This window comes from Arthrobacter sp. TMN-49, assembly GCF_054511095.1.
In genome coordinates this window covers 1-3619 of sequence record NZ_JBTNDH010000066.1, presented here as the reverse complement: position 1 = coordinate 3619, position 3619 = coordinate 1, and the positions used below count along the sequence as shown (strand labels likewise).

Here is a 3619-nt window from a genome sequence, read left to right as displayed (position 1 = left end):
AGGGAGGCCCCACACCTGGGGTGTGGGGCCTCTACCTGTTTACGTGTTGTCCGGCGGTGTCCTACTCTCCCACATCCTCACGAATGCAGTACCATCGGCGCTGTGGGTCTTAGCTTCCGGGTTCGGAATGGGACCGGGCGTTTCCCCCACGCTATGACCACCGTAACTCGTTCCCCGAAACCATGGCTTGCGCTGTGGTTGGGTGGCTTGTTGGGTGTTCTGTGATGAACAACAGTATTCTATTGTACAAGATGTTTGCACTGGTGGTTTACCGGTGGTGGTATCTTGTTTTTTTGGTTTCCCTTGGCCGAACAAACGGGTGGGTTTGTTGGTTGGGAACCACATAGTGAACGCGAGCAATTTATGCTTTATAAGGTGTGTGTAGTGTAAGTTATCGGCTTATTAGTACCGGTCAGCTTCACGAGTCTTTAGTCCTCGCTTCCACGTCCGGCCTATCAACCCAGTGGTCTAGCTGGGGGCCTCTCACACTTACGTGTATGGAAATCTCATCTCGAAGCGGGCTTCCCGCTTAGATGCTTTCAGCGGTTATCCCATCCGAACGTAGCTAATCAGCGATGCACTTGGCAGTACAACTGACACACCAGAGGTTCGTCCGTCCCGGTCCTCTCGTACTAAGGACAGCCCTTCTCAAATTTCCTGCGCGCGCAGCGGATAGGGACCGAACTGTCTCACGACGTTCTAAACCCAGCTCGCGTACCGCTTTAATGGGCGAACAGCCCAACCCTTGGGACCTACTCCAGCCCCAGGATGCGACGAGCCGACATCGAGGTGCCAAACCATGCCGTCGATATGGACTCTTGGGCAAGATCAGCCTGTTATCCCCGAGGTACCTTTTATCCGTTGAGCGACGGCCATTCCACAATGTGCCGCCGGATCACTAGTCCCGACTTTCGTCCCTGCTTGAGGTGTCCCTCTCACAGTCAAGCTCCCTTGTGCACTTACACTCGATACCTGATTGCCAACCAGGCTGAGGGAACCTTTGGGCGCCTCCGTTACTTTTTAGGAGGCAACCGCCCCAGTTAAACTACCCATCAGGCACTGTCCCTGACCCGGATTACGGGCCGAAGTTAGATGTCCAAAGTGACCAGAGTGGTATTTCAACGATGACTCCATCACAACTAGCGTTGTGACTTCACAGTCTCCCACCTATCCTACACAAGCCACTCCGAACACCAATACCAAACTATAGTAAAGGTCTCGGGGTCTTTCCGTCCTGCTGCGCGTAACGAGCATCTTTACTCGTACTGCAATTTCGCCGAGTTTATGGTTGAGACAGCGGGGAAGTCGTTACTCCATTCGTGCAGGTCGGAACTTACCCGACAAGGAATTTCGCTACCTTAGGATGGTTATAGTTACCACCGCCGTTTACTGGGGCTTAAATTCTCAGCTTCGCCCACCGAAGTGAGCTAACCGGTCCTCTTAACCTTCCAGCACCGGGCAGGAGTCAGTCCGTATACATCGTCTTGCGACTTCGCACGGACCTGTGTTTTTAGTAAACAGTCGCTTCCCCCTGGTCTCTGCGGCCCACACTCGCTCACGGAACGCTAGGTTCCTTCACGAGGCAGGCCCCCCTTCTCCCGAAGTTACGGGGGCATTTTGCCGAGTTCCTTAACCATAATTCTCTCGATCGCCTTAGTATTCTCTACCTGATCACCTGTGTCGGTTTGGGGTACGGGCAGTTAGAACCTCACGTCGATGCTTTTCTAGGCAGCATAGGATCACCGAATTCCCCCCTACGGGGGTCCCATCAGATCTCAGAATCGTCATTGAAGACAACACAACGGATTTGCCTATCGTGTTTCCTACGTCCTTAGACCGGGTCTACCATCGCCCGGCTCGGCTACCTTCCTGCGTCACACCTGTTAATACGTTTACCTCCCTGATTCAGGTCCCACGCTCCCCACACATTCCTGGCCCGAAGGCACTCAAATAGTGGTTTGGGTGGTTAGTATTATCAGTTCAATATGGGCGGTTCTTCACCGGTACGGGAATATCAACCCGTTGTCCATCGACTACGCCTGTCGGCCTCGCCTTAGGTCCCGACTTACCCAGGGCAGATTAGCTTGACCCTGGAACCCTTGATCATTCGGCGGACGGGTTTCTCACCCGTCTTTCGCTACTCATGCCTGCATTCTCACTCGTGTAGGCTCCACCGCTAGTTCACACTGCGGCTTCAATGCCTACACGACGCTCCCCTACCACTCCAAACCCCTGAACAGGTACAAGACAAGTCCTGATCTGCTTGGGTAATGTTTGAAATCCACAACTTCGGCGGTGTACTTGAGCCCCGCTACATTGTCGGCGCGGAATCACTTGACCAGTGAGCTATTACGCACTCTTTTAAGGATGGCTGCTTCTAAGCCAACCTCCTGGTTGTCTAAGCAATCCCACATCCTTTCCCACTTAGCACACGCTTAGGGGCCTTAGTTGGTGGTCTGGGCTGTTTCCCTCTCGACTATGAAGCTTATCCCCCACAGTCTCACTGCTACGCTCTGACTTACCGGCATTCGGAGTTTGGCTGACGTCAGTAACCTTGTAGGGCCCATTAGCCATCCAGTAGCTCTACCTCCAGTAAGAAACACGCAACGCTGCACCTAAATGCATTTCGGGGAGAACCAGCTATCACGAAGTTTGATTGGCCTTTCACCCCTACCCACAGCTCATCCCCTCCATTTTCAACTGAAGTGGGTTCGGTCCTCCACGCGCTCTTACACGCGCTTCAACCTGGCCATGGGTAGATCACTTCGCTTCGGGTCTAGATCACGCCACTACGATCGCCCTATTCAGACTCGCTTTCGCTACGGCTTCCCCACACGGGTTAACCTCGCGACGTAACACTAACTCGCAGGCTCATTCTTCAAAAGGCACGCCATCACAAGAACAACTACCCACAAGGGGCACGCTTGCTCTGACGGATTGTAAGCACACGGTTTCAGGTACTATTTCACTCCCCTCCCGGGGTACTTTTCACCTTTCCCTCACGGTACTTGTCCGCTATCGGTCATTAGGTAGTATTTAGGCTTATCAGGTGGTCCTGACAGATTCACACGGGATTTCTCGGGCCCCGTGCTACTTGGGATACTCACCAGGGAGTGCACTGCATTTCAGTTACGGGACTCTCACCCTCTACGGTCGGCCATTCAAAACCGTTCACCTATACATGCACCATTCCCCTCAACAGACCGGCAGATCCGTAACGGTAAATCCCACAACCCCGCACCATGCAACGCCCGCCGGCTATCACACATGACACGGTTTAGCCTGTTCCGCTTTCGCTCGCCACTACTCACGGAATCACTTTTGTTTTCTCTTCCTGTGGGTACTGAGATGTTTCACTTCCCCACGTTCCCTCCACACATCCTATATATTCAGATGCAGGTCACCACCTCGTCTTGCAACGGGTAGCGGGGTTCCCCCATTCGGACACCCTCGGATCAAAGTTTGGTTATCAACTCCCCGAGGCTTATCGCAGATTCCTACGTCCTTCTTCGGCTCCTAATGCCAAGGCATCCACCGTGTGCCCTTAAAAACTTGACTACACACATGTAATCAACACTTACTTATCGAGAGAACCATGAAAACCAACACCACCACACCC

2 rRNA genes are annotated in these 3619 nt (G+C 53.2%); both read right to left on the bottom strand.

Annotation, left to right across the window (positions count from 1 at the left end):
* Positions 1-48 precede the first annotated feature (48 nt).
* Positions 49-165, bottom strand: a 5S ribosomal RNA gene (gene rrf, locus ACX80E_RS17050).
* Positions 166-381: 216 nt separating this feature from the next.
* Positions 382-3558: ribosomal RNA gene (locus ACX80E_RS17045) — 23S ribosomal RNA — on the bottom strand.
* Positions 3559-3619 lie beyond the last annotated feature (61 nt).